The organism is Pseudomonas sp. N-1-13 (genome assembly GCF_057787095.1).
In genome coordinates this window covers 4,987,981-5,014,057 of record NZ_JBYNRI010000001.1, presented here as the reverse complement: position 1 = coordinate 5,014,057, position 26,077 = coordinate 4,987,981, and the positions used below count along the sequence as shown (strand labels likewise).

Here is a 26,077-nt window from a genome sequence, read left to right as displayed (position 1 = left end):
GATACAGGGATTTGTCCCTGGCCTGTTGGTACGGTTTCCTTGGGAACGGTACCTTACAAGAGGAAAGCCACATGGCACTCAGCGTTGAAGAAAAAGCTCAGATCGTGACCGACTACCAGCAAGCTGTTGGTGATACTGGTTCGCCAGAAGTGCAAGTTGCACTGCTGACCGCCAACATCAACAAACTGCAGGGTCACTTCAAGGCCAACGGTAAAGATCACCACTCCCGTCGTGGTCTGATCCGCATGGTAAACCAGCGTCGTAAGCTGCTGGATTACCTCAAGGGTAAGGACGTAAGTCGTTACAGCACCTTGATCGGTCGCCTGGGTCTGCGTCGCTAATCAGCGATTGCGCTATGAGGTTGGTTGTCTGCCTGTTGCCTGCGTTTTGCGCCGGCAGCCGGCAGGCTCCCAGCCTCAAGTTTTATCTGGACAGTCGTTGGGCCGATTCCCCGCACTGCCCAAGAATTTCGCAAGAAGACAAGTTCCCCAAGAGCCACAAAGAAGGTAGGACACCGTGAACCCGGTAATCAAAAAATTCCAGTTCGGTCAGTCGACCGTTACCCTCGAGACTGGCCGTATCGCCCGTCAGGCCTCCGGCGCAGTGCTGGTCACCGTTGACGACGACGTCAGCGTATTGGTGACCGTTGTCGGTGCCAAGCAAGCCGATCCAGGCAAGGGCTTCTTCCCTCTGTCTGTCCACTACCAGGAAAAGACTTACGCTGCCGGTAAGATCCCTGGCGGTTTCTTCAAGCGCGAAGGCCGTCCTTCCGAGAAGGAAACCCTGACTTCCCGACTGATCGACCGTCCGATCCGTCCGCTGTTCCCAGAAGGCTTCATGAACGAAGTGCAGGTTGTCTGCACCGTCGTTTCCACCAGCAAGAAGACTGATCCGGACATCGCTGCGATGATCGGTACTTCGGCCGCGCTGGCGATCTCCGGCATTCCTTTCGATGGTCCGATCGGCGCTGCCCGCGTTGCGTTCCACGAAAGCACCGGCTACCTGCTGAACCCGACCTACGAGCAACTGAAAGCTTCGAGCCTGGACATGGTCGTGGCCGGTACTTCCGAAGCCGTGCTGATGGTTGAATCCGAAGCCAAAGAGCTGACCGAAGACCAGATGCTGGGCGCTGTACTGTTCGCCCACGACGAGTTCCAGGTGGTGATCAACGCCGTCAAGGAACTGGCCGCCGAAGCCGCCAAGCCAACCTGGACCTGGGCTCCACAAGCCGAAGCCACCGAACTGCTGGGCGCGATCCGTGCCGAGTTCGGCGAAGCGATCTCCCAGGCTTACACCATCACCGTCAAGGCCGATCGTTATGCGCGCCTGGGCGAGCTGAAAGACCAGGTGGTTGCCAAGCTGTCCGGTGAAGAAGGCCAGCCGACTGCCGCTGAAGTCAAAGCCGCTTTCGGTGAAATCGAATACCGCACCGTTCGCGAAAACATCGTCAACGGCAAGCCACGCATTGACGGTCGCGACACTCGCACCGTGCGTCCGCTGAACATTGAAGTCGGCGTTCTGCCAAAGACCCACGGTTCGGCGCTGTTCACCCGTGGCGAAACCCAGGCCCTGGTCGTTGCAACACTGGGCACCGCCCGTGACGCGCAACTGCTGGACACCCTGGAAGGCGAGAAAAAAGACCCGTTCATGCTGCACTACAACTTCCCTCCGTTCTCGGTGGGCGAGTGTGGTCGCATGGGTGGCGCCGGTCGTCGCGAAATCGGTCACGGCCGTCTGGCCCGTCGTTCGGTCCAGGCCATGCTGCCAGCCGCTGACGTGTTCCCGTACACCATTCGCGTGGTATCGGAAATCACCGAGTCCAACGGTTCGAGCTCCATGGCTTCGGTCTGCGGCGCTTCCCTGGCCCTGATGGACGCCGGTGTGCCGATGAAGGCTCCGGTTGCCGGTATCGCCATGGGTCTGGTGAAAGAAGGCGAGAAGTTCGCCGTCCTGACCGACATCCTGGGTGACGAAGACCACCTGGGCGACATGGACTTCAAAGTGGCCGGTACCGCCAAAGGCGTGACCGCACTGCAGATGGACATCAAGATCAAGGGCATCACCGAAGAGATCATGGAAATCGCCCTGGGCCAAGCCCTGGAAGCGCGCCTGAACATTCTCGGCCAGATGAACCAGATCATTGGTCAGTCGCGTACCGAGTTGTCGGAAAACGCTCCGACCATGATCGCGATGAAAATCGACACCGACAAAATCCGTGATGTCATCGGTAAAGGCGGCGCGACCATCCGTGCGATCTGTGAAGAAACCAAGGCTTCGATCGACATCGAAGACGACGGCTCGATCAAGATCTTCGGCGAAACCAAGGAAGCGGCAGAAGCAGCACGTCAGCGCGTCCTGGGCATCACCGCAGAAGCCGAGATCGGCAAGATCTACGTGGGCAAGGTTGAGCGCATCGTCGACTTCGGCGCGTTCGTCAACATCCTGCCGGGCAAGGACGGTCTGGTTCACATCTCCATGCTGAGCGATGCTCGCGTCGAGAAAGTGACCGACATCCTCAAAGAAGGTCAGGAAGTGGAAGTGCTGGTACTGGACGTGGACAACCGCGGTCGTATCAAGCTGTCCATCAAGGACGTAGCGGCAGCCAAGGCGTCGGGCGTTTAATCACCCCCTCGCTTAGCCGCTGAACAAGCAAACGCCCCGACTGGTTCGGGGCGTTTTGCTGTGTGCGGGAAATCACCGTGTCGCAGGTTGCCTGGCCATAAGCTCAGTGCTAGGTTTAGCCCACCGCCCGTGTAGCTCAGCCGGTAGAGCAGCGCACTCGTAACGCGAAGGTCGCAGGTTCGATTCCTGTCTCGGGCACCAGGTTCTTCTCACTTGCGGTTGTTGCACAGGCTTGTGTCTCTGTTAGGATTCCCTTGTCCCAAAAAGCACACACATTTGTTTTCAGATGATCCCCGAATGGTTCTGAAGGCCAGATAAACCGGGCTTCACACGGTTTTTTGCGTCAGAGAGATCCTTGATGATCCAGATCCATCTTCCATTCCCCAGATCAACGAGAACGCCATGACTGCTAAAGCATTGACCCAGGAAGCCAGACACGAAGAAGCACTGAAGAAGTACGTGCTGGATGCGCCCCAGTTGCTCGAAGAGATCAAGGACCTGAGCGCCGACGATCAAAAAGACCAGATCCAGTGGGCGTTCGAGGATGAGGCCGAAGCCCAGGGATTACAGCCTTGGGAGTTGACGCTCAAGTACACCAGCACACCTGAAGAGTTCGAGGAACAGCGCCTTGCCTTGCACAAGGAAGCGGCCGAGGTACTGGGTGTGGAATGGGATGAATACTGCGAGATGAATAATCTGGTGGTCTGATAAAAACGCCAGCCTTTTGAGGCTGGCGTTTTTTGTTGTCAGAGACTGAGCCGCATCGACAGGTCCACCGCTTTCACATCCTTGGTCATTGCCCCGATCGAGATGTAGTCCACCCCGGTCTCGGCAATCGGGCGCAACGTGCTTTCGTTGATCCCGCCGCTGGCCTCCAGCTTCGCCTTGCCGCCGTTCAGGCGTACGGCTTCGCGCATGTCATCCAGGCTCAGTTCGTCGAGCATGATGATGTCGGCATTGGCCGCCAGCGCTTCTTTCAATTCAGTCAGGCTTTCCACTTCGATTTCCACCGGTTTGCCCGGTGCGATCTTGTGGGCGGCGGCAATGGCCTGGGCGATGCCGCCGCAGGCTGCGATGTGGTTTTCCTTGATCAGGAAGGCATCGTAGAGGCCGATGCGGTGGTTATGGCAACCGCCACAGGTGACGGCGTACTTCTGGGCCAGGCGCAGCCCTGGGAGGGTTTTGCGAGTGTCCAGCAGCTTGACCTGGGTGTCGGCCACAAAGTCGGCCAGGTAGCGGGCCCGGCTGGCCACGCCAGAAAGCATCTGCAGAAAGTTCAGCGCGCTGCGTTCGCCGGTCAGCAGCGAGCGGGCCGGGCCTTCGAGGTGGAACAGCGCCTGGTCGGGGCTTGCCCGGTCGCCATCGCGTACTTGCCAATGCACGGCGACGCGCGGATCCAGTTGCCGGAACACGGCATCGACCCAGGCCGTGCCGCTGATGACTGCGGCTTCCCGGGTAATGATGGTGGCTTTGGCCAGGCGTTCGGCGGGGATCAGTTGCGCGGTGATGTCGCCGCTGCCGATGTCTTCGAGCAACGCGCGGCGCACGTTGGCCTCGATTTCGGCGGTCAGATCGGCGAGACGTAGATTCGGCATAACGGGCTCCACAAACAAAGTGGCCCGATTATAGGGCCAGTGGCTTGTCTCACAAACAATGTTCCTTATGGGGGACGGCGCCGGACGTCTGCGCCAGGCATCGAAACCTGCATTTGGTCGCATCCTCGCAACATTTCCCCGATTGTCCGGTCACTTATTGCGGAGTATTTCGACCTGGGTCACAGAGTCTGCTGGCATGACCGGGTTCTTTTACCAGATAATCCGCCTTTCGATTGACGTCATGGCTTTGACGTTTCGAGCGCAAGAGCACCCTTTCAGGAGACCAGGATGCACAACGACGGGAATGTAGTGCCCTTGCACAAGGTTTCTACCGATCAGGCGAACCGCTCGCCGCTCGCCCGCCTGCCTGTGATTCTGCTTCAGGTGCGCGACAAGGCCGCCCAGCAGTTGCGCCTTGGTTTGCAGGGGCTGTTCGACAATGCCGACGACACGCTGTTTGAAATGGCCGATCGGGCGCGCAACGATGTCGATCAGAACCTGTTCTTCGAAGCCATGCGGGACTTGCGCCTCAAGCGCAAAAGCATTGAGCGCGAATTTATCGAGCAGTTTTTCGAAGCCTTTGTCAGCCTCGCCCAATACGACCCGACCCAAGCCACCTTGGCGCCGACCCATACCTCCGGCCCTCAGGTTCAGCGCACGCATGATGACCTGGAGCGTCATCTGGCGGTGGAGGCCATGGTCACCCGTGTGCTCAGTCGCGATAGCGTGGCTCTTGAGCAGCTGACTGCACGGCTCAGCGTCTTGCTCACCAGGCCGCTGGCAAACCAGCAGAACCCTTTGAGTCCAGCGCTGCTGTGTGAAAACTTTCTACAGGCCGGTCGCAACCTGGGGGTGGAGATCAAGGTCAAGCTGATCTTGCTCAAATTGTTCGAGCGCTATGTGCTCAGCGAGTGCGATCAACTGTATACCGAGGCCAACCAGTTGCTGGCCGCTACGGGCATCCTGCCGGATCTCAAGATTTCACCCTCGCGACGAGCGTCGGATCGCGCCGATGAGGCCCCGCGTACCAAGACTGAAAGTGCCGGCCCCAAGGCCGCCGAAGTCGATGACAGCGTGCAGGAAGTATTTGCTGCGTTGCAGAAACTATTGATGCAGGTGCGTGGCAGCGTGGCCCCGACTCTGGAGGCCAGCGCACCGGCTCAACCGATCTCGACCCGTGATTTGCTGCGCCTGCTCTCCCATTTGCAGCAGTACGTGCCGGCGCCTGCCATCGAGGATGAGTTCGACCTGCGCAGCCAACTCGAACAGCTGCTGACCCGGGTCAGCGTCAGAAGCGGCAAGTCGCGGGTGGTCGACGACGCCGATGAAGACGTGATCAACCTGATCTCGATGATGTTTGAATTCATCCTCGACGACCATAACCTGCCGGACTCCTTCAAGGCGTTGATCGGCCGTCTGCAGATTCCGATGCTCAAGGTTGCGGTGCAGGACAAGAGCTTTTTCAGTCGGGGCAATCATCCGGCCCGACGGCTGCTCAATGAAATCGCCGCTGCTGCCACCGGCTGGGGCGATTGCGACGACCATCAGCGCGACAGCCTCTATCTGCGCATCGAACAGGTGGTGCAGCGGTTGTTGAATGACTTTGTCGATGACCCGGCGATCTTCTCTGAATTGCTGGCCGATTTCCTGGCCTTCACCAGCGATGAAAGACGTCGCAGCGAATTGCTCGAACAGCGTATTCGTGACGCCGAAGAAGGTCGGGCCAAGGCCGAACTGGCGCGCCTGCGCGTCGAAGGCGTGCTGAACCAGGTCATGCTGGGCAAAGTGTTGCCGCAAGCGGTGGTGGAGTTCGTGCAGCACGCCTGGAGCCAGGTGTTATTGCTGACCTGCTTCAAGCACGGCAAATATTCAGCCGAGTGGCAGGCCGACGTTTTGACGCTGGAAGAACTGATCTGGAGCGTCCAGCATCACGAAGAACCGGATGCCGGCCTGCGCTTGCTGACGATAGTGCCGCAGCTGCTCAAAGCCTTGCGTGAAGGCCTGAGCCGTTCGGCGTTCGACCCGTTTGCCACCAGCGAGTTTTTCAGCGAGCTGGAAACCCTCCACGTGCTGGCCCTCGAACGCATGGGACAGGCAACGGAACAAACCCAGTCGTTCAATTCGCCGGTCATGGTCCAGGTCTCGGAGAAAATTGTCCTGCGCACCGCTCAAAAGGCCCCGGAAGACAGTGCGGCGGTGCACTTGCCGGCCGATGATGTGGGCCTGCTTCAGGTCGATCAGTTGCGATTGGGAAGCTGGGTTGAGTTCCAGGAGGACGATGACAACAGCCTGCGTTGCAAACTGGCGGCGATCATCGAGGCCACCGGCAAATATGTCTTCGTCAACCGCACGGGCCTCAAAGTGCTGGAGCACAGCCGCACCAGCCTGGCCCTGGAATTTCGCCGAGGGACGGCGCGTCTGTTGGACGACACCTTACTGTTCGACCGGGCGCTGGAATCGGTGCTGGGCAATCTGCGTCAGCTCAATCGCGGCAAGTGATCGCACAGCCAGGGCCGATCGCGGCATACTGGCGGCATTCACTGACGTCATCGAAGGAACCTGTATGCAGTTGGACCCCGCCAGTGGTTGGTGCGATGGCGTGCGGCATTGCCCATCACCCAACTTCAATGCGCGCCCCGAAGGCGAAATTTCACTGCTGGTGATCCACAACATCAGCCTGCCGCCGGCACAGTTTTCCACGGGCAAGGTGCAGGAGTTTTTCCAGAATCGTCTGGATGTCACGCAACACCCCTATTTTGCCGGTATCGCCGATCTGCGTGTGTCTGCGCATTTTCTGATCGAGCGTGACGGCGCGATTACCCAGTTTGTCTCCTGTCTGGATCGTGCCTGGCACGCGGGCGTTTCGTGTTTCGAAGGGCGGGAGACGTGTAACGATTTTTCCCTGGGCATCGAGCTGGAAGGCACCGACGATCTGCCCTTCACTGACGCGCAATATGCCGCATTGGTCTGCCTGACCCGGCAGTTGCAGGCGGCGTTCAAGGCGATCACGCTGCAGCGCATCTGCGGGCACAGCGACATCGCCCCGGGTCGCAAGACCGATCCGGGACCGGCATTCGACTGGGCGCGCTACCGCGCTGCCTTGATAGAAGGGGAAGGGCAATGAGTTTTCTGGTGCTGCTGCTGGCGATCTGGATCGAGAAATTCTCGGCGTTGCGCCATCGGGTCCAGCGTGACGGCGGTTGGCTGCGCGAACTGAACAAACTCGAGACGAACCCACGCTGGGTCAACCGGCCCTGGCTGGTGCTGGTTGTGCTGGTCCTGCTGCCCGTGGCGCTGCTGGCCTTGTTACTGTGGGTATTGGAGCCGGTGGCCTATGGTCTGCTGGCACTACCGGTGCATCTGCTGGTGGTGATTTACAGCCTCGGTCGAGGGGATCTGCTCGCTGACCTGGGGCCGTTTCGTGACGCCTGGCGACGGGAAGACCTGCAGGCGGCCGACCATGTGGCCAAGCGCGACCTGAATATCGAGGCCGATAGCGGCGAGCAGTTGCTGGAGCGGGTCCAGGGGCATCTGCTGTGGCAGGCCTATCAGAGTTTTTTCGCGGTGATTTTCTGGTATTTCCTGCTGGGGCCGGTCGCGGCGCTGAGCTATCGCCTGCTGGCGCTGGCCGCCGAGCACAGTCAGAACCCCGGCGTGGCCGAGCGGGCGACGCAGTTGCGCCATGCCTTCGATTGGGTGCCGGTGCGGTTGCTGACCGCGAGCTTCGCCCTGGTGGGCAACTTCGTGGCAGTCAGCCGGGTCATGCTGCATGAGTTGCTGAACTGGAATATCAGCGCAGCAGACCTGATCGGCAAGGTCGGGCTGGTGGCCGGCGAGATTCCCGACCCTGTCGCGGGCCCGGACGGCATCAACAGCCTGGATCGGCTGTGGGAGCTGTTGTTGCGTGCGGCGGTGCTCTGGTATGCCGGGTTTGCACTGTGGACAGTGCTGGCTTAGGCATACGCACGCTCTGTGGCGAGGGGATTTATCCCCGCTGGGATGCGCAGCAGCCCCATTGATTGCGGGCTTTAAGATAGCTAGGGGCAGCTTCGCGCCCCAGCGGGGATAAATCCCCTCGCCACAAGAACCGTGCCACGGCTCGTCGTTAACCTTAAGTTACAAATCTTCCCGCCGATTTAGGCTATACAGGGACAGCGCCCAAATAGTGGCTATCTGCTGTCTCTGTGCGCCTGCCCATAAAAACAAGAAATACAACCGGGAGACTTCCTTGTGAAGAGTTTGCTCTGGCCCGCCGTCGCGCTGATGAACCGCCTGAGCTTCGGCATGAAGTTCAGCCTGATCAGCGTGTTGTTCCTGCTGCCGATGCTGGTGACCAATTTCTTTTTGGTGCGCGATTCCTATCGCGAATTCCAGGGCACGCAAGTGGAGCTGCAAAGCCTCGATCTGCTGGGCAACAGCCTGACCCTGCGGCGCGACCTGGAAACCCTGAACAATCTGGTGCAGATCAATGCCAGCCTCGGTCAGTCCGGCAAGGCCGGGGACGTGGAGGCGAAGATCGGCGCCCTTGAAAAGCAGGTGCTGGCGCGGTTGCAGAGCTTGAAAGCCATGGCCGTCGATCCTGAACAGGTCAGCGCCTTCGATGCCAAGCGCGACGAAATGATTGCCGCTTTCAAGGCCCAGCAGGCCGAGCGCTCCCTGCAAAGCAAAAGCGCACTGATTGGCAAGCTGCTCAACAGCGCGCAGATGTTCAGTCAAATCATCGCCAGCCAGGCTGGCCTGAGCCGCGACAACCAGGGCGACATCCGCCAACTGAGCGAATTGATCATCAGCGTGACCCCCAACGTGACCCAAACCCTCGGTGAAGGCCGTGCGCTGGGCGCTGCGTCCCTGGGCCTGGGCTTTCTCAATTCGGCGTCGAGCACCCGGTTCGACGAGTTGCTGGGGCAAATCGAAAAGCTGCAGGGTGAATATGACCTCAAGCTTCAGGACGCCCTGGGTTCCAGCAAGGCGGCCGAGCAGGCGCTTGCCAGTCAGGCCGAAGGCAGCAAGGCAACCTTGAAGAAAGCCGGTGAACTGATCGAAGAACAGGTGGTGATGGCTGACACGCTGGATGCTCCATGGCTGCCGTTTTACGAGCAGGTCAGCAGTCTGATGGAGCAAACCTACCGACTGAACGACGTAACCCTGGGTTTTCTGGATGTTCAGTTGCAGCATCGCCTGGAGCAGAACCGCAGCCACATGGTGCTGCAAGCCGTTGCGCTGGTCGCCGTATTTCTGCTGATCTTTTACCTGTACGCCGGCTTCTACGCCTCGACCCGCACCACACTCAAACATCTCGGCGAGATGATGGACAAGGTCGCAGCGGGCGACATGACGGTCAACTTCGTGGCGCGCAGCAAGGATGAGTTGGGGGAGTTGGGTGAAGTGTTCAATGGCACGGTGGCGAAGATCCATGACCTGATCGAACAGGTCGGCCGGACCGTTGCCGAGGTCGAGCGCCAGGCCGGGCAGGTGGAGGCGGTGTCGGCCCAGAGCAACCAGGCCGTGTCCGGACAGCGCAGCCAGATCGAACTGGTCGCCACGGCGATGAACCAGATGTCGGCCACCGCCCAGGAAGTGGCTCGTAGCGCCGCCGCGGCGGTCAGTAGCGCCCACAGCGTGAACGACGAAACCCTCAGCGGGCGCGGGCTGGTGGAGTCGCAACAGAGCAGCATCGTGCGTTTGGCCAGCGAGATCGATCAGTCGGTGCAGGTGATCAATCAATTGGCGACTGACAGCCAGGCCATCAGTCGTGTGCTGGACGTGATCAAGAGCATCGCCGAACAGACCAACTTGCTGGCGCTCAACGCCGCGATCGAAGCCGCACGGGCCGGAGAGCAGGGGCGCGGTTTCGCGGTGGTGGCTGACGAAGTGCGGACCCTGGCCAAGCGCACCCAGCAATCGACCGAAGAAATCGAAGAAATGATCACCCGCCTGCACGGCGGCGTGGGTGCTGCCGTCAAAGCCATGGGCACCAGCCATGAGATGGCCAGTGGCACGGTGGGGCAGTCGGAAAAGGTCCAGCAGGCGCTGGAAAATATCCTCGGCGCCGTCGGTATGATCGTCGACCAGAACCAGCAGATCGCCGCAGCGGTGGAGCAGCAGACGGCCGTGGCCCATGACATCGACCAGAACATCGTCGAGATCAATCGCGCCGGTGAACGCACCGCCGAAGGCGCGCACCAGACCGAGGACGCCAGCCGTGAGTTGTCCGCCCAAGTGGTGCAGCTCAAGCAGTTGATCAATGCGTTTCGGGTGTAGTTAAAGGATGGTGCTCACCACCGATCCAATGTGGGAGCGAGCCCGCTCCCACAGGGGGTCACCAATTGAACAATTGGCGGGCGTTGGCCGTGCTGGCCTCTGCCAGCTGCTCAGGGCTGATTGTCATGATCCGAGCCAGTGCTTCACAAATGGCCGGTAAATGCGCCGGGCTGTTGCGTTGGCCGGGGAACATCGCCGGGGCCATGTCCGGCGAATCGGTTTCCAGCACCACCGCGTCCAGCGGCAGTTTTGCCAGTACCCGATGCATGCGCAGGGCCTGAGGCCAAGTGGCGGCGCCACCAAGGCCGAGCTTGAAGCCGAGCTTGATGTACTCGCGAGCCTCCTCAAAACTGCCGGCGAAAGCGTGGATAATCCCCCCGCGCTTGAGGTCAATGCGCTTGAGGGTGGCGATCACGGCGGCGTGGCTGCGGCGCACGTGGATCAGCGCCGGCAATTGGAATTCCGCCGCCAGTTGCAGTTGCGCCTCGAACAATGCCTGCTGGCGCTCCCGATCCAGGGCTTGGATGAAGTAGTCCAGACCGATTTCCCCCACCGCGCACAACTGCCGATGCCCAGCCAGGCGGATCAGCCATTGGCGCAATTGCCCCAGATCATCGGGGCGATGCTGGTCGAGATACACTGGATGCAGGCCCAGCGCGGCGTGCAGGTCCGGGTCGCTTTGCACCAGATCCCACACCCGTTGCCAGTTATCCCGATACACCCCCAGCACCACCATCTGCCGCACGCCCAAGGCGCGGCTTTCGGCCAGCAGCGCCGGGCGATCCGCATCGAAGTCGGGGAAATCCAGATGGGTGTGGGTATCGATCAGTTCCATGCTTCAATCCTGAAGAATGCTCAGCCCTGATGAATGCGCTGCTTGAACGTGCGTGGGATGGCCTGCACACCGGGTTGGTAATCATCGTTTTCGATGGCGGCCAGGGCCAGCGCCAGGGCTTTGTCGGCGATCAGTTGGTGCTGCTGGGACATGGCGTTGACCGGCAGCGGCAGGAAGTCCAGCAGTTGCGTATCACCAAAGGTGCCCAACCGTAGTGGGCGTGACTTGAGCGGGAAGTCGTGCAGGGCGTCGAACACCCCTTGCAGCAGCACATAGGAGGTGGTGATCAACGCATCAGGCAGGTGCCCCAGTCGCGCGAGCAATTCGTCCATCAACTGGCGACCGCATTCACGGCTGAACGACTCGCCGTGCTCGATCAGCACCTGGCCTTCGAACCCGGCCAGGGCTTCGTTGAACCCGGCGGTGCGTTCCTGGCTGATGCTCAATTCGGGCCGGGCGCTGATCAGCGCGATCTGGCGGGGATTGGTTTCCAGCAGGCTACGGGTCAGTTGCAGGCTGGCCTGGCGGTCATCGCTGATCACCGAGCAGAAGTGCGCAGGCTCCATCACCCGGTCGATGGCGATGATCGGGATACCCTTGGCCTGTAACTGGCGATAACTGTCGTCCCCGGCAGGCAGGCAACTGGCGACAATCAGCGCATCGCAACGTCGGGCGCGGAACAGTTGCAACAGTTGCCGTTCGCTCTCGGGCGCATCGTCGGAGCTGGCGATCAGCAATTGATAGCCCCGCGCTCGGGCACCCTGTTCCAGCAGTTTGGCGATGCGGGCGTAACTGGGGTTTTCCAGGTCCGGCAGGATGAAACCCAGCGTGCGCGTATGCCGGCTGCGCAACCCGGCAGCCTGGGGGTTGGGCGTGAAGCCATGCTCCTCGACCACGGCGCGTACGCGTTCGACGGTGGCGCTGCTGATGCGTTGCTGTTCGGCCTTGCCATTGATGACATAGCTGGCGGTGGTCACGGACACACCGGCCAACTGGGCGATATCACTGAGTTTCAACCCGGTTTTCCTTGTTTTTTCGAGTTTGCCCCGACAATGAGGGGCATCCTACCCGATTCAGGACGACGGTTACTGTCGCGACGGCGGCGACAAGTTGCACTTCAAGGATGAGAGATTATCGAGTAACGTGCCAATCTTTCTAGATTAAACGTTTCAGCAGGCGTATTTTCAAGGTTAGCAGGATTTTTTGGCCCGTCTGCCGCGATAGCGCCAAAAGCCGTCCTGTAACGCTAAGCTGATTCATTCAAAACAATACCTGGCGCCAACCCGACGCCAAAAAGGAGAAAGCATGCTCGAGCTCACTCTAGAGCAGATATCCATGGCCCAGACGGCTGTGGATAAAGACGCCGCGCTGCAATTGCTCGCTGACAAACTGGTGGCCGATGGCCTTGTAGCCGAGGGTTACCTGGCCGGCTTGCAGGCTCGCGAGGCCCAGGGCTCGACCTTTCTTGGCCAAGGTATTGCCATCCCCCACGGCACCCCGCAAACCCGCGATCTTGTGTACTCCACCGGTGTGCGTCTGTTGCAGTTCCCCGACGGTGTGGACTGGGGTGACGGTCAGATCGTTTACCTGGCGATCGGTATCGCGGCCAAGTCCGACGAACACTTGCGTCTTTTGCAACTGCTGACCCGCGCCCTCGGCGAGACCGACCTGGGCCAGGCCCTGCGCCGCGCAGGTTCGGCCGAAGCGCTGTTGAAGCTGCTGCAAGGCGCGCCACAGGAACTGGCCTTGGATGCGCAGATGATCGGCCTCGGCGTGTCGGCCGACGATTTCGAAGAGCTGGTCTGGCGCGGTGCCCGTCTGCTGCGCCAGGCCGACTGTGTGAGCAACGGCTTTGCTGGAGTGTTGCAGCAGGTCGAGGCGCTGCCATTGGGCGATGGCCTGTGGTGGCTGCACAGCGAACAGACGGTCAAGCGTCCGGGCCTGGCCTTCGTCACGCCGGACAAGCCCATCCGTTACCTCGGTCAGCCCTTGAGCGGTCTGTTCTGTCTCGCCAGCCTCGGCGAGGCTCACCAGGCTTTGCTCGAAAGGCTCTGCGCGTTGTTGATCGAAGGCCGCGGCCATGAACTGGGTCGCGCCACCAGCAGCCGCAAGGTGCTGGAAGTGTTGGGCGGCGAACTGCCCGCCGATTGGCCCAGCGCCCGCATCGGCCTGGCCAATGCCCATGGTTTGCACGCGCGTCCGGCGAAGATCCTCGCGCAACTGGCGAAAAGCTTCGAAGGCGAGATCCGCGTGCGCATCGTCGACGGCCAGGACAGCGCCGTGTCGGTCAAGAGCCTGAGCAAATTGCTGAGCCTGGGCGCTCGTCGCGGCCAGGTCCTGGAGTTCATCGCCGAACCGAGCATCGCCGCTGACGCCTTGCCGGCGCTGCTGGCCGCCATCGAAGAGGGCCTTGGCGAAGAAGTCGAGCCGCTGCCGCCACCGAGTGCGCCTCAGCAAACCACCATGGCCGAAGTGGCTGCCGTCGTGCTGGCGCCCGAATCCGGCAGCTTGATCCAGGCCGTTGCCGCCGCTCCAGGCATTGCCATCGGCCCGGCCCACATCCAGGTGTTGCAGGCCTTCGATTATCCGTTGCGCGGCGAATCAGCGGCCATCGAGCGTGAGCGCTTGCAAAACGCCTTGAACCAAGTGCGCCGCGACATCGAAGGTCTGGTCGAACGCGCCAAGGCCAAGGCCATCCGCGAAATCTTTATCACCCATCAGGAGATGCTCGACGACCCGGCGCTGACCGATGAGGTCGACACTCGATTGAAGCTGGGCGAGAGCGCGCAAGCGGCGTGGATGGGCGTGATCGAAGCGGCTGCCAAAGAACAGGAAGCGCTGCAGGACGCACTGCTCGCCGAACGTGCCGCCGACCTGCGGGACGTCGGTCGGCGTGTGCTGGCGCAGTTGTGCGGCGTCGAAACCCCGAGCGAACCCGAGCAACCTTACATTCTGGTGATGGACGAGGTTGGCCCATCCGACGTCGCCCGTCTGGACCCCGCCCGCGTAGCGGGGATTCTCACCGCGCGCGGCGGCGCCACCGCCCACAGTGCCATCGTCGCCCGAGCCCTGGGGATCCCGGCGCTGGTGGGGGCCGGTGCGGCGGTGTTGCTGCTGGCGCCGGGCACTTCACTGTTGTTGGACGGCCAGCGCGGTCGCCTGCACGTGGACCCCGACGCGCCCACGCTGCAACGGGCCACCGAAGAGCGCGACACCCGCGAGCAACGTCTCAAGGTCGCTGCCGAACAACGTCATCAACCGGCGCTGACCCGTGACGGTCATGCCGTGGAAGTGTTCGCCAACATCGGCGAGAGCGCCGGGGTCACCAGTGCGGTGGAGCAGGGCGCCGAAGGCATTGGCCTGTTGCGCACCGAACTGATTTTCATGGCTCATACCCAGGCTCCCGATGAAGCGACTCAGGAAGCCGAATACCGCAAGGTGCTCGATGGCCTGGCCGGGCGACCGCTGGTGGTGCGTACCCTCGATGTGGGCGGCGACAAACCGCTGCCGTACTGGCCGATCGCGAAAGAGGAAAACCCGTTTCTCGGCGTGCGAGGCATTCGCCTGACCTTGCAACGTCCGCAGGTCATGGAGGCGCAATTGCGCGCCTTGTTGCGTTCTGCCGACAACCGTCCGTTGCGGATCATGTTCCCGATGGTGGGCAGCGTCGATGAGTGGCGTCAGGCCCGGGACATGACCGAGCGCCTGCGCCTGGAGATCCCGGTGGCGGACCTGCAACTGGGGATCATGATCGAGGTGCCGTCCGCGGCATTGCTGGCGCCGGTGCTGGCCAAGGAAGTCGACTTCTTCAGTGTCGGCACCAACGACCTGACGCAATACACCCTGGCCATTGACCGCGGTCACCCAACCCTTTCGGCTCAGGCTGACGGCCTGCACCCGGCGGTGCTGCAACTGATCGACATCACCGTGCGTGCCGCCCATGCGCATGGCAAGTGGGTCGGCGTGTGCGGTGAGCTGGCGGCCGACCCTTTGGCGGTGCCGGTGCTGGTGGGCCTGGGCGTAGACGAGCTGAGTGTTTCGGCCCGCAGCATTGCCGAGGTCAAGGCGCGGGTACGCGAAGTGAGCCTGGCGCAGGTACAAATCCTCGCCCAAGAGGCCTTGGCCGTGGGCAGCGCCAATGACGTGCGCGCATTAGTGGAGGCGCTGTAATGGCCAAGATCCTTACCCTGACCCTCAACCCGGCGCTCGACCTCACGGTGGAACTGGCGCGCCTGGAACCCGGTCAGGTCAACCGCAGCGATGCCATGCACAGCCACGCCGCCGGCAAGGGCGTGAACGTGGCCCAGGTGCTGGCTGACCTCGGCCACACTGTGACCGTCAGTGGCTTTCTCGGTGAAGACAACGCCCAGGCGTTCGAAACGCTGTTCGCCCAGCGCGGTTTTGTCGACGCCTTTATTCGCGTCCCAGGGGAGACCCGCAGCAACATCAAGCTGGCCGAGCAGGACGGACGCATCACAGACCTCAACGGTCCAGGTCCGGTGGTTGATGACGCCGCGCAGCAAGCGTTGCTTGAGCGACTGGAACACATCGCCCCGGGCCACGATGCCGTGGTAGTGGCGGGCAGTCTGCCCCGGGGCGTCAGCCCGCAATGGTTGCAGGCGCTGATCATTCGCTTGAAGGCACTGGGCTTGAACGTGGCCCTCGACACCAGCGGCGAAGCCTTGCGCGTCGCCCTCGCGGCGGGGCCGTGGCTGATCAAGCCAAACACCGAGGAACTGGCCGATGCGCTGGGTTGCGACGTGGTGAGCGAATTTGCCCAGGCGGAAGCGGCGCAACGATTGCACGCCCAAGGCATCGAGCATGTGGTGATTTCCCACGGCGCCGACGGCGTGAACTGGTTCAGTGTCGGTTCGGCGCTGCATGCCTCGCCGCCCAGCGTCACTGTCGCCAGCACCGTGGGGGCCGGCGATTCGCTGCTGGCCGGCATGCTGCATGGCCTGCTCAGCGCCGATACGCCGCAACAGACCCTGCGCACCGCCACGGCCATCGCCGCCATGGCCGTGACGCAGATCGGTTTTGGCATCCATGACACCGCGTTGCTGGCGTCGCTTGAACAGGGCGTGCGCGTGCGCCCCCTGACCGAACAATAAGAGGGTTCGCAAGAATGAAATTAGCCATTGTGACGGCCTGCCCGAACGGCATGGTCACCAGTGTGTTGTGCGCCCGCCTGCTGGACGCGGCAGCCCAGCGCCAGGGTTGGAGCACCAGCGTGGAAGTCCATGACACGGCCCATCCGGAGCGCCAGTTATCGGCGGCGACCCTGGAAGCGGCCGAGTGGGTGTTGCTGGTGGCCAGCGGCCCGGTGGATATGTCGCGGTTCGTCGGCAAACGTCTGTTCCGCAGCACCCCGGCCCAGGCCCTGCAGGATGTCGATTCGGTGCTGCGTCGCGGCGCCGAAGAGGCCAAGGTTTTTGTCGAGTCGGATGTGCTGGAAGAGACACCTGCGGTTTCGGCTGAGCGGGCTCCTCGTCTGGTCGCCATCACTGCTTGCCCAACCGGCGTGGCCCATACCTTCATGGCCGCCGAGGCGTTGCAGCAGGCAGCGAAGAAGCTCGGTTACGACTTGCAGGTGGAAACCCAGGGCTCGGTGGGCGCCCGCAATCCGTTGAGCCCCGAGGCCATCGCCGAGGCCGACGTGGTGCTGCTGGCCACCGACATCGAAGTCGCCACCGAGCGTTTTGCCGGCAAGAAAATTTATCGCTGCGGCACCGGCATTGCCTTGAAGCAGGCCGAAGCCACCCTGAACAAGGCGCTTGCCGAAGGCCGCCAGGAAAGCGCGTCGGGCGGTGCCAGTGCTGCGGCAAAAACGGAGAAGACCGGTGTCTATAAGCACCTGCTGACCGGCGTGTCGTTCATGTTGCCGATGGTGGTGGCCGGTGGTCTGTTGATCGCCTTGTCGTTCGTGTTTGGCATTACCGCGTTCAAGGAGCCCGGCACGCTGGCGGCGGCGCTGATGCAGATCGGCGGTGACACCGCGTTCAAACTGATGGTGCCGTTGCTGGCCGGCTACATCGCCTATTCCATCGCCGACCGTCCCGGCCTGGCGCCCGGCATGATCGGCGGGATGCTCGCAAGCACCTTGGGCGCGGGGTTCATCGGCGGGATCATCGCCGGTTTCCTGGCCGGTTACGCGGCCAAGGCGATCAACCGCTACGCGCGCCTGCCCCAGAGCCTGGAAGCGCTCAAGCCGATCCTGATCATCCCGCTGCTGGCGAGCCTGTTTACCGGTCTGGTGATGATCTACATCGTTGGCAAACCGGTGGCGGGCATGCTGGATGGCCTGACCCATTTCCTCGACAGCATGGGCACCACCAACGCGATTCTGTTGGGTGTTTTGCTGGGGGCGATGATGTGTGTCGACCTTGGCGGGCCGATCAACAAGGCCGCCTATGCGTTTTCCGTGGGACTGCTGGCGTCGCAAAGTTATGCTCCGATGGCGGCGGCCATGGCCGCTGGCATGGTGCCGCCGATTGGCCTGGGCATCGCAACCTTTATCGCCCGTCGCAAGTTTGCCCAGACCGAACGCGAGGCCGGTAAAGCGGCGCTGGTGCTGGGGCTGTGCTTCATCTCCGAAGGGGCGATTCCGTTCGCCGCCAAGGACCCGTTGCGGGTGATCCCGGCCAGCATCGCTGGTGGCGCACTGACCGGTGCGCTGTCGATGTACTTCGGCTGCAAACTGATGGCGCCTCACGGTGGGCTGTTCGTGATGCTAATCCCTAACGCCATCAACCATGCGTTGTTGTATTTGCTGGCGATCGTGGCGGGGAGTCTGCTGACGGCGGTGTCCTATGCGCTGCTCAAGCGGCCGGAAGTGGTGGAGATGGCGTTAGAGCCGGCCAAGGCCTGATCACTTAAGTTTGAACAATGAAAATTCCCTGTGGGAGCGAGCCTGCTCGCGATAGCGGTGTATCAGTCGACAATGGGTTGCCTGATACTCTGCAATCGCGAGCAGGCTCGCTCCCACAGTGGTTTTGGGGTGTTCACAAGATCCCTGTCACGCCTGATTAACACTGCCATGCTTAAGTTTCCCCATTTGGGGGAAACACCATGAGCGAATTTGACCTGGGCCGTCGCCGTGTGATGCAAGCCGTGGGGGCGGGGTTGTTGTTGCCGGGGCTGGCGCCGGCGGTGATTGCCTCAGTCAAGGATCGCCCGGTGCTCACCGATGGCGTGCAGTCTGGCGATTTGCAGGGCGACCGGGCGATGATCTGGAGCCGCTGCGACCGCCCGGCCCGGATGGTGGTGGAATGGGACACCCGCAGCCAGTTGCCCAACCCGCGGCGTTTCGTCTCGCCACTGGTCGACAGCCGCAGCGATTTTACCGCCCGGGTCGAGCTCACCGGGCTGCCGCCTGACCAGGCAATTTTCTACCGCGTGCATTTTGAAGACGCCCAGACCGGTGTCGCCAGTGAGCCCTGGCTCGGTCACCTGCGCAGCGTGCCGCAGTTCAAGCGCAACATCCGGTTTGTCTGGAGCGGCGACACCGTCGGCCAGGGCTTCGGGATCAACCCGGACATTGGCGGCATGCGCATCTACGAAGCCATGCGTTTACGCCTGCCGGATTTTTTTATCCACAGCGGCGACACCATCTACGCGGACGGTCCGGTGCCGGCGCAGATCACCACCGAAGGCGGGCGTATCTGGCGCAACCTCACCACTGAAGCCAAGAGCAAGGTCGCCGAGACCCTGGACGAATATCGTGGCAACTACCGCTACAACCTGATGGACGAGAACGTGCGCCGCTTCAACGCCGAAGTGCCGCAGATCTGGCAATGGGACGATCATGAGGTGGTCAACAACTGGTCGCCGGGCAAGCAACTGGATGAACGCTACCAGACCAAGGATATCCACAGTCTTGTTGGTCGTGCGCGGCAGGCCTGGCTGGAATACGCCCCCATGCGCTTGCAGAAGGCCGACGGCGGCGGGCGGATCTACCGCAAGCTCGCTTACGGGCCGATGCTGGATGTGTTCGTGCTGGACATGCGCAGCTACCGCGAAGCCAACGACGCCAACCTCGGCGGGGCCAAACCCTTTCTCGGTCGCGAGCAGTTGGACTGGCTCAAGGGCGAACTGAAGCAGTCCCGTGCCCAGTGGAAAGTCATTGCTGCCGACATGCCCATCGGCCTGGGTGTGCCCGACGGCGAAGTCAGCCCCGGCGTGTCGCGTTGGGAAGCGGTCGCCAACGGTGATCCGGGGCCGGCCCAGGGCCGTGAACTGGAGATCGCCGAGTTGCTCGGCTACCTACGCAAACATCAGGTGCGCAACTACGTCTGGCTCACCGCTGACGTGCACTATTGCGCCGCCCACCATTACCACCCGGAACAGGCCGCGTTCCAGGATTTCGAACCCTTCTGGGAGTTTGTCGCCGGGCCGTTGAATGCCGGCAGCTTCGGGCCCAATCCTCTGGACAAGACGTTCGGTCCCGAAGTGGTGTTCCAGAAAGCCCCCCCGGCGCAGAACACGTCGCCGTTTGCCGGATACCAGTTCTTTGGCGAGGTGAACATCGACGGCCAGAGCGGGGAGATGAGCGTTGTGTTGCGGGATCTGGAGGGCGTGGCAGTGTTCGAGAAGAAGTTGCAGCCGGTCTAACTGTTGGTCCGCGCCAGGAACCTCTGTGGGAGAGGCCTCTGTGGGAGCAAAGCTTGCTCGCGATAACGGTATATCTGTCTAGAAATGGCTGAATGACAGTCCGCCATCGCGAGCAAGCTTTGCTCCCACAGGGGTACTAAAGATGGGAGTTTGTCAGTAGACATCCCGCCTGTACCGGCCCTGTTCGATCAAGCGCTCCACTGCCGCGGCGCCGAGCACGTCGTTGAGCACCTGCTCCACGCCCGACGCCATGCCCTGCAAGCTGCCGCAGACATAGATCGCCGCACCGTCGGCCAGCCATTGCTTGAGCAGGGCCGAGGATTCGCGCAGGCGGTCCTGGACGTAGATTTTCTGTTCCTGATCCCGAGAAAACGCCAGGTCCAGGCGTTCCAGATCGCCGGAGGTCACCCATTCCTGTAACTCATCACGGCAGTGGAAATCATGCTCGCGCTGGCGCTCGCCGAACAGCAGCCAGTTGCGCTGCATGCCCTCGGCCACGCGCGCCTTGAGCAGGCTGCGCAGGCCGGCCAGACCGGTGCCGTTACCCAGCAATATCATGGGCACGCCCTGAGGCGGCAGATGGAAGCCGCTGTTGCGGCGTACCCGCAGGCTGATGGCACTGCCCAGCGGCGCATGTTCGGTGAGCCAACCGGAGCCGATACCCAGGTTGCCGTCGGCGTGACGTTCCTGGCGCACCATCAGTTCCAGCAGGCCATCGGCGGGAATCGAAGCGATGGAGTATTCGCGCAGTGCCAGTGGCGCCAGGGCATCCACCAGGGCCTGGGCATGCATGCCCACCAGATGGGCGCGATTTTCCGGCAGTTGGCGGTTGGCCAGGGCCTGATCGAGGCGCTGGGGCAAGCCATCGACCTGCACGCGAGCAACGCCGGCGATGCCCAGGCCCTCCAGGAAATGGTCGATGGCCGACAGGTCATTGCGCGGCAGGATTTCCACCAGGTCACCGGCCAGCCAACTGCTCGGGCCGGGCGCGGTGAGGCCCAACAGATACACGCCTGAGCCGCTGCTCTCGGGGTTGAGCAAGGTGCGCTGGTGCAGGGTCCAGTTCTCGAAACTGGGCGCCTGCCAGGTGTCCGGCGGAGCCTGGCCGGTCAGTTCGGCCAGTTGCTGTTGCCAGTGACGCAAGGCGTAAGGGTCGCCACTGTCGACTTCCACCGGAGCGAACAGGGTCTTGCCGCCGTGCTCCGACAGCCAGGTGTGCAGGCGTCGGGCGAAGCCGCAGAAGTTTTCGTATTGCCGATCGCCCAGGCCCAGCACCGAATACTGCAGGCGCTCCAGGCTCATGGTCCGACCCAACACGTTGCGCTCGAAACCCCGGGCGCTGTCCGGTCCTTCGCCGTCGCCAAAGGTGCTGACGACGAACAAGGCGTGGCTGCAATTGCTCAGCTCCTGCTCGCTGACACCGGCCAGCGGCTGGACCTTCACCGGCAAACCGGCAGCCTGGAGCTGGCCGGCGGTCTGCCAGGCCAGTTGCTCGGCGAAACCGCTCTGGCTGGCGAACCCGATCAGCCAGGCGGGCGCATCGCTGCGGTTGGCACCCAGCTCCTGGCGGGCATTCTTGATTTGGCGCTTCTTGCGGCGACGGTCCAGGTACAGCAACCAGCCGGTGATGAAGAACAGCGGCATGGTCAGCGCGGCGACCGTCACCAGGATCCGCCCGATCAGGCCGAAATAGCTGCCGATATGCAAGGCGTAGACGCTGGTCAGCAACTGCGCCTTGAGGCTCTTGTCGCTGTAGCGGCTGTGACCACTGATGACACCGGTGGCCGGGTCGAGGATGAGCTGGTTCAGCGCCCGGTCATGAGGCGAGTTTTTCAGCAGGTAGAACACCGTTGCCGGTTGCCCGGCCACCGGCGGCATGCGCACGTTGTAGGCGATCAGGCCAGGGCCCGCGGCGCTGTAGATGCTGCTCCACATGGCCCGATAGTCGGCCACCGGCGGCGGGCCGCTCGGCGCTGGGCCGCGGTTGCGCACCCGTTCTTCTTCGGGGGAATCGGAGAGCAGGTGGGTCACGCCTTTGTTGTACCAATCGTAGGACCAGGTCAGGCCGGTCAGGGCCGCCAGCAGATAGAACGCCAGGCACCAGGTGCCCGCCACCGAGTGCAGGTCCCAGTTGAAGCTGCGGCCTTTTTTCGCCCAGTCGAGGGTCAGCCAGGCACGCCAGCTTTTCCATTGGCGTGGCCAGCGCAGGTACAGCCCGGACAGGCAGAAAAACACCAGGATCAGCGTGCAGGCACCGGTAATCTGTCGACCCACATCCTCCAAGGCCAGGACGCGATGCAGCCTGAGTATCAGAGCGAAGAGATCCTGGCCCACCACATCGCCCATGAATTGTGCGTTGTACGGGTTGAAATAGCGCATGGGCCCGCGCTTTTCCCCAGGCGGGGCGGCGAAAATTGCCCGTGCGGCGTGGCCGCTGTCGGTCTCGACCCAAAGCATGGCGACGGTTTTACCGGAAGCGGCCTCGATCTGTTGCACCAGCTCGGCAGGCGGCAGGACGCCTTCCGGTTGTTTCGGGACCATCAACACCTGGGGGTTCAACGCCCGCAGGATTTCGTCCTGAAACGACACCGCGGCACCGGTAATGCCCATAAACGCCAGGACCAGCCCGGCGCTGATGCCGAAAAACCAGTGCAACTGGAACAGGGTTTTCTTAAACACGTCACTCGCCTTTCAGTCATTGCTGTTCATCATGGCGCGCATGTTATCGAGAACCATTCATAAACACACATAAAAGCCACATGATTCAGACAAGCCTGAAGTCAATAGCATTGCGCTGATGGGCGCGTTTTGCGCTATTGCAAAAAAGCCCGTGACACAGTCACGGGCTTTCGGGTCCAGCGACCAGCGAATTACACGTAGAACGACTTCAGCGGCGGGAAGCCATTGAATTCCACCGCGCTGTAGCTGGTGGTGTAGGCACCGGTCGACAGCCAGTACAGACGGTCACCGATGGCCAGGTTCAGCGGCAAACCGTACTTGTAGTTTTCGTACATGATGTCGGCGCTGTCGCAAGTAGGGCCGGCGATGACCACTTCTTCCATCTCGCCTTTCTTCTCGGTCCAGATCGGGAACTTGATGGCTTCGTCCATGGTTTCGATCAGGCCGGAGAACTTGCCCACGTCCGTGTACACCCAGCGCTCGACGGCGGTACGGGATTTACGGGCCACCAGCACCACTTCGCTGACCAGGATGCCGGCGTTGGCGATCAGCGAACGGCCCGGCTCCAGGATGATCTCCGGCAGTTCGTCGCCGAAGTCTTCCTTGAGGAAACGGATGATTTCCTCTGCGTAGGTTTCCAGGCTGTTGGTGCGGGTGATGTAGTTGGCCGGGAAGCCACCGCCCATGTTGATCAGCTTCAACACGATGCCGTCTTCTTCTTTCAAGCGCTCGAAGATGACCTTGACCTTGGCGATGGCCGCGTCCCAGACGCTGATGTCACGCTGTTGCGAACCGACGTGGAAGGAAATGCCGTACGGCACCAGGCCCAGGTCGCGGGCCAGGATCAGCAGGTCCATGGCCATGTCGGTCTGGCAGCCGAACTTGCGCGACAGCGGCCAGTCAGCGGTGGTCGAGCCTTCGGTAAGAATGCGCACGTAGACTTTCGAGCCCGGCGCGGCCTTGGCGATGTTGCGCAGGTCGGCTTCGGAGTCGGTGGCATACAGGCGCACGCCCTTCTCGTAGAAGTAGCGGATGTCCCGGGATTTCTTGATGGTGTTGCCGTAGCTGATCTGATCCGGGCCTACGCCACGGCTCATGACTTTATCCAGCTCATAGATCGAAGCGATGTCGAAGTTCGAGCCTTTATCCTTGAGCAGGTCGATGATTTCCACTGCCGGGTTGGCCTTGACGGCGTAATAGACCTTGGCGAATTCGAAACCTGCGCGCAGGTCATCGTAGGCCTGGGAGATCATCGCGGTGTCGATCACCACGAACGGGGTTTCCTGCTTGTCGGCGAACGCCTTCATTTTCTGAAAGGTCTCGCGCGCGAAATAATCTTCGACCTGGATCGACATACTTGGGACTCCTACTGGCAAACATCAGGATCAATGGGTGTAAGGGCAAGCAGCCCTCGTGAACGTCCTCCGTATCCCCACTTTGGTTCGCCTACTTCCCAAGGCATGTCGCCGAAAGCAAAAAGGCCACGGGATGCTTGATTCCCTTGGCCTTGCTGTCTCGTCGTCAGTACTTGAGCCGGATGGATCGTTTCCAGCATGGACGTTCGGCGCGAACTTTAGGGCGTGAGGGGCCTGAGATCAACAAAAAATGTCGCGTTTTTGCACTCATTCGTCGTGCGGCCCGCGACAGCTCCTGATGTAACCGACCTGTGTGACAGTCAGATGTTCCTCGGCAATGCGACACAGGCCTCCAGGCTGGCCATTTGCACATGGCAGCTTGGAAGGGTGTTTCATGGCAGATCATTTGTTGACTGATTGGCGGCCGGTTATGAGGAAATCGTTTAAACAGATCTAAAAAACTGTAAGTGTCGACAGTGGGCGCGACGAAGCGATCATCGAATACTCAAGACTCCAGTTGTACTCGCCGCTGAATAAAACCGGTGTTGGGTTTATGCCGGGAACGCAGGTTATTAGGCGAGATTGCATAACTGATTGAGCTGAGCGATGAAAAGCTCTAGGAGAGAGTCATGCGCAAGCGTCGGGTCATACGGATATTAAACATTTCTTTGTTTCTCGGTTTTGTATCGGGCTCCAGCCTGTTGCAGGCAAGCCCTGGCACCGATACGGCCAAATTGATGGAGTACTGGTATCGATTGACCGCACGGGATTGTGGAAGTGGCAGGTTGGCGTCTGATTGCTCTGGGTTGATACTTCGAGGGATCGCCAGTAAACAAAGTTATTTGCCGTGGGATCCCAGCCCGTTATCGCATAGCCTGGAAGCGGGAGGCACCGGTATAGCGGCCGGAGGTACATCGGTTTCATATTTAAGAAAAGATGTGGAGTTCAATGGTCTTGGCATGCTCAGGTTCAATGGTTTTGCCTTGGTGCCCAATGATTTTGTGAATGAAAAGACGCAATTCAAAATCAAAGTGTTGTGTGCCTTTCCTATTGATTCCTGGACGAATTATCGAAACAACAGCGGCTGCGGCGATTATCAGGAGAATGGGAACTCCCTCGGCGTTGTCGAGGACTATTGCCAGAAGCTGGGCATCAGCAATGCCAAGGCGTGGATGGAGCACTATGACCGTCAAACCCGAGACCCTGAAGCCACGAAAGCGCACAAGTTTCAATGCGGCTTTGATACCACGAGAGACTACTTCGGTACCTATAACAAGGCTGATGCATTCAATACGTTTGTCGAAGCACGAAAAATTTTGGCCAATGATCCTGAGGAAAAGGACGATGCGATCCATACCCAGTCGGAGCTGCGAATTGAAACCTGGCCGGATAATAAATACTGGAAAAGGGACTGGGGCAGTCAGGAACGGGTGAAGTTTGATGCGCCTGTCGCCAGTGACAGCGACTCAGCAAAAGCCACGTACCTGGAGCTCCCTATCGCTGCTTTTATTTATGAGAGTGGTATTGATTACATTGACAGAACTACAAAGACTTTTACGTCTCGTGAGTTTGCTCGAGATGATCAGCGCCGATGGGTAGAGCAAGGCAATACGTGGAAGCCGATCATAAAAATACAATTTCCGAACTCGATCGCTGAGGACGCGAAATTTGCTTACTACCCCGCCGATCAGCATGTTCAAGCCCCGGTGGATAGTCGTTCCTGCGATAACTACATAGAAAAGATCGAGTGGGATAACAATTATGTAGAACCCGTATTGGGAAAAATTTCATCGCTTAAGGTCACGCCCACGGCCTGCGGAAGAAAAGCCGGCGTAGGGAAAACCAATGTCGTGCTGGCCGAGCTGGCGATCAAGGCTGCTGCCCTTGATCCGAATCGCAAGGACTGGAATTTCGATAACATGGGCAGCAGCATGCGCCGTCAGTTGGCCTGCCATCTTGATTCCCCCGATATCGCCGAGAATAAACCTACGTGGAGCCTTGAGCCCGCTCGTCCCTATGTGGCCCATGATGTGATTATTAAATTGCCGGGTGATAACCGGTGTAATCCTCATTGAAAGGGTCAGATCAGCCTGTTGACCCGACCGGGATACTCAAGGCGA

At 60.9% G+C, this 26,077-nt stretch carries 17 protein-coding genes, 1 tRNA gene and 1 pseudogene; 14 read left to right on the top strand and 5 right to left on the bottom strand.

Going from position 1 to position 26,077, the window contains the following annotated elements:
• The first annotated feature begins 71 nt into the window (after nt 1-71).
• The 4 genes from rpsO (at nt 72) to AC3I65_RS22435 (ending at nt 3,330) form a co-directional block, all read left to right on the top strand.
• Nucleotides 72-341, top strand: coding sequence for a 30S ribosomal protein S15 (gene rpsO, locus AC3I65_RS22450; RefSeq protein WP_024684882.1), 270 nt, complete (start codon nt 72-74; stop codon nt 339-341).
• 175 nt (nt 342-516) lie between these two features.
• On the top strand, nt 517-2,622 hold the full coding sequence (gene pnp, locus AC3I65_RS22445; protein WP_047229052.1) for a polyribonucleotide nucleotidyltransferase: 2,106 nt from the start codon (nt 517-519) through the stop codon (nt 2,620-2,622).
• 125 nt (nt 2,623-2,747) lie between these two features.
• Nucleotides 2,748-2,823, top strand: a tRNA-Thr gene (locus AC3I65_RS22440).
• A gap of 201 nt (nt 2,824-3,024) precedes the next feature.
• A complete protein-coding gene (locus AC3I65_RS22435) occupies nt 3,025-3,330 on the top strand; it encodes a DUF6388 family protein (protein WP_047229051.1) in 306 nt (101 codons plus the stop codon).
• A gap of 38 nt (nt 3,331-3,368) precedes the next feature.
• On the opposite strand, the gene nadC is transcribed toward AC3I65_RS22435, so the two are convergent.
• Nucleotides 3,369-4,217, bottom strand: coding sequence for a carboxylating nicotinate-nucleotide diphosphorylase (nadC, locus tag AC3I65_RS22430; RefSeq protein ID WP_488524182.1), 849 nt, complete (start codon nt 4,215-4,217; stop codon nt 3,369-3,371).
• A gap of 288 nt (nt 4,218-4,505) precedes the next feature.
• Here nadC and AC3I65_RS22425 point away from each other — a divergent pair, with 288 nt between their 5' ends.
• From AC3I65_RS22425 to AC3I65_RS22405, 5 genes and pseudogenes are all read left to right on the top strand, one after another.
• Nucleotides 4,506-6,716: a DUF1631 domain-containing protein gene (locus tag AC3I65_RS22425; RefSeq protein ID WP_047229049.1), complete on the top strand. Its 2,211-nt coding sequence runs from the start codon at nt 4,506-4,508 to the stop codon at nt 6,714-6,716.
• A 64-nt stretch (nt 6,717-6,780) separates the two neighbouring features.
• Nucleotides 6,781-7,341: a 1,6-anhydro-N-acetylmuramyl-L-alanine amidase AmpD gene (gene ampD / locus AC3I65_RS22420; RefSeq protein ID WP_047229048.1), complete on the top strand. Its 561-nt coding sequence runs from the start codon at nt 6,781-6,783 to the stop codon at nt 7,339-7,341.
• Nucleotides 7,338-8,174: a regulatory signaling modulator protein AmpE gene (ampE, locus tag AC3I65_RS22415; protein WP_076383532.1), complete on the top strand. Its 837-nt coding sequence runs from the start codon at nt 7,338-7,340 to the stop codon at nt 8,172-8,174. Before ampD ends, ampE begins: the two co-directional genes overlap by 4 nt.
• A gap of 306 nt (nt 8,175-8,480) precedes the next feature.
• Nucleotides 8,481-9,572, top strand: a pseudogene (locus tag AC3I65_RS22410) (methyl-accepting chemotaxis protein); the annotation flags it as partial.
• Nucleotides 9,549-10,478: a methyl-accepting chemotaxis protein gene (locus AC3I65_RS22405; protein ID WP_370695208.1), complete on the top strand. Its 930-nt coding sequence runs from the start codon at nt 9,549-9,551 to the stop codon at nt 10,476-10,478. The pseudogene AC3I65_RS22410 and the gene AC3I65_RS22405, both read left to right, overlap by 24 nt.
• A gap of 58 nt (nt 10,479-10,536) precedes the next feature.
• Here AC3I65_RS22405 and AC3I65_RS22400 read toward each other — a convergent pair whose 3' ends face one another.
• Together AC3I65_RS22400 and cra are read right to left on the bottom strand one after the other, a co-directional pair.
• Nucleotides 10,537-11,313, bottom strand: a complete 777-nt coding sequence (locus AC3I65_RS22400; protein ID WP_488524181.1) for a TatD family hydrolase — start codon at nt 11,311-11,313, stop codon at nt 10,537-10,539.
• A gap of 20 nt (nt 11,314-11,333) precedes the next feature.
• Entirely contained in the window at nt 11,334-12,329 is a 996-nt protein-coding gene (gene cra / locus AC3I65_RS22395; protein ID WP_047229044.1) for a catabolite repressor/activator, read from the bottom strand.
• A 289-nt stretch (nt 12,330-12,618) separates the two neighbouring features.
• Here cra and ptsP point away from each other — a divergent pair, with 289 nt between their 5' ends.
• From ptsP to AC3I65_RS22375, 4 genes are all read left to right on the top strand, one after another.
• Nucleotides 12,619-15,483 carry a phosphoenolpyruvate--protein phosphotransferase gene (gene ptsP, locus AC3I65_RS22390; RefSeq protein ID WP_488524180.1) on the top strand — a complete coding sequence of 955 codons (2,865 nt, stop codon included), beginning with the start codon at nt 12,619-12,621 and terminating at the stop codon, nt 15,481-15,483.
• A complete protein-coding gene (gene pfkB, locus AC3I65_RS22385; RefSeq protein WP_047229042.1) occupies nt 15,483-16,424 on the top strand; it encodes a 1-phosphofructokinase in 942 nt (313 codons plus the stop codon). Before ptsP ends, pfkB begins: the two co-directional genes overlap by 1 nt.
• 14 nt (nt 16,425-16,438) lie before the next feature.
• Nucleotides 16,439-18,181, top strand: a complete 1,743-nt coding sequence (locus tag AC3I65_RS22380; RefSeq protein ID WP_047229041.1) for a PTS fructose-like transporter subunit IIB — start codon at nt 16,439-16,441, stop codon at nt 18,179-18,181.
• A gap of 200 nt (nt 18,182-18,381) precedes the next feature.
• On the top strand, nt 18,382-19,923 hold the full coding sequence (locus tag AC3I65_RS22375) for an alkaline phosphatase D family protein (RefSeq protein WP_488524179.1): 1,542 nt from the start codon (nt 18,382-18,384) through the stop codon (nt 19,921-19,923).
• Between the two features lie 153 nt (nt 19,924-20,076).
• Here AC3I65_RS22375 and AC3I65_RS22370 read toward each other — a convergent pair whose 3' ends face one another.
• Both AC3I65_RS22370 and AC3I65_RS22365 read right to left on the bottom strand, forming a co-directional pair.
• On the bottom strand, nt 20,077-22,602 hold the full coding sequence (locus tag AC3I65_RS22370) for a PepSY domain-containing protein (RefSeq protein ID WP_488524178.1): 2,526 nt from the start codon (nt 22,600-22,602) through the stop codon (nt 20,077-20,079).
• Between the two features lie 191 nt (nt 22,603-22,793).
• Nucleotides 22,794-23,957: a type III PLP-dependent enzyme gene (locus AC3I65_RS22365; protein WP_047229038.1), complete on the bottom strand. Its 1,164-nt coding sequence runs from the start codon at nt 23,955-23,957 to the stop codon at nt 22,794-22,796.
• A 629-nt stretch (nt 23,958-24,586) separates the two neighbouring features.
• Here AC3I65_RS22365 and AC3I65_RS22360 point away from each other — a divergent pair.
• On the top strand, nt 24,587-26,032 hold the full coding sequence (locus AC3I65_RS22360; protein WP_107321869.1) for a DUF2599 domain-containing protein: 1,446 nt from the start codon (nt 24,587-24,589) through the stop codon (nt 26,030-26,032).
• Nucleotides 26,033-26,077: the final 45 nt, after the last annotated feature.